This window comes from Streptomyces sp. SM1 (assembly GCF_002910825.1).
In the GTDB taxonomy this organism is placed as follows: domain Bacteria; phylum Actinomycetota; class Actinomycetes; order Streptomycetales; family Streptomycetaceae; genus Streptomyces; species Streptomyces okerensis.
Genome location: NZ_NEUB01000504.1, coordinates 1 through 820 on the forward strand (window position 1 = coordinate 1; position 820 = coordinate 820).

Genomic DNA, 820 nt, shown 5'->3' on the forward strand with positions numbered 1-820 from the left:
CCGCCTTCTGCACCTCGTCGGGGCCGTCGAACCGCTTGCTCCCGCTCCGCGTCAGCTTCTGGACGCGAGTGCTGTCCGCGCCGTTGCTCTTCGCCGGCGCGACCAGGTCGTCACGGCCGGCGGGGTACTCGGTGCCCTTCAGCGCCTTCTGCGGTTCGATCGGGTCGAGCTCGGCCATGTCGGCCTCTCGGTGGAGCGACGCGGCGGATCCGCGCGAGGACGTGGCGGGTACCCAGGGCGCCGGGAAGTGATTCGCCGCCCTCGGCTGCCCGGCGGGAGACCGGTCCGACGACGCGGAAACCCGAGTAGCCGGAGCCGTGGGCCCGAGTAGGCGTACTCAGGCGCCGGGACCGGGCGCGCACCAGGCTGGGTGCACCGCGTCCGTCCGTCGAGAGGCAGTCCCTTGCTCAGCCGTGCCGCCGCCGTCCTGCTGCCCCTGTTCGGGCGGCTCACCGTCACCCGCGAAGCCGGCGGGTCCTTCCCCGCGGGCAGTGTCTTCGTCGCCAACCACGACTCGTTGGCCGATCCGGCCGTCGTGCTGGCCGCTCTGCGCCGCGTGGGCGTGACACCCGTCGTCATGGCGACGGCGGGGCTGTGGCGCGTGCCGGTGCTGGGCCGCGCCCTGGTGAAGGGCGGCCACATCCCGGTGTACCGGAGAACCGCCCGCGCGGCGGACGCGCTGGAGGCCGCGGCGCGGGCGGTGCGGGCGGGACGCCATGTGCTCATCTACGCGGAGGGCGGACTGCCCCCGCGCGAGGACGCGGCATGTGCCGGGCCCCGCTCCTTCCGTACCGGTCTGGCACGGCTGGCGGCCGCCACC

Annotated in this window: 2 protein-coding genes; one reads left to right on the forward strand and one right to left on the reverse strand. The window is 75.0% G+C overall.

The window, feature by feature from the left end; genetic code table 11:
* Positions 1–178, reverse strand: a 178-nt coding sequence (locus B9S61_RS12315) for a DUF2795 domain-containing protein (RefSeq protein ID WP_103542287.1), incomplete at its 3' end; no start/stop codon positions are given.
* A gap of 225 nt (positions 179–403) precedes the next feature.
* Between B9S61_RS12315 and B9S61_RS12320 the strand changes: the two genes are divergently transcribed.
* Positions 404–820: 1-acyl-sn-glycerol-3-phosphate acyltransferase (locus tag B9S61_RS12320; protein WP_181007343.1), on the forward strand; the 417-nt coding region annotated here is incomplete at its 3' end.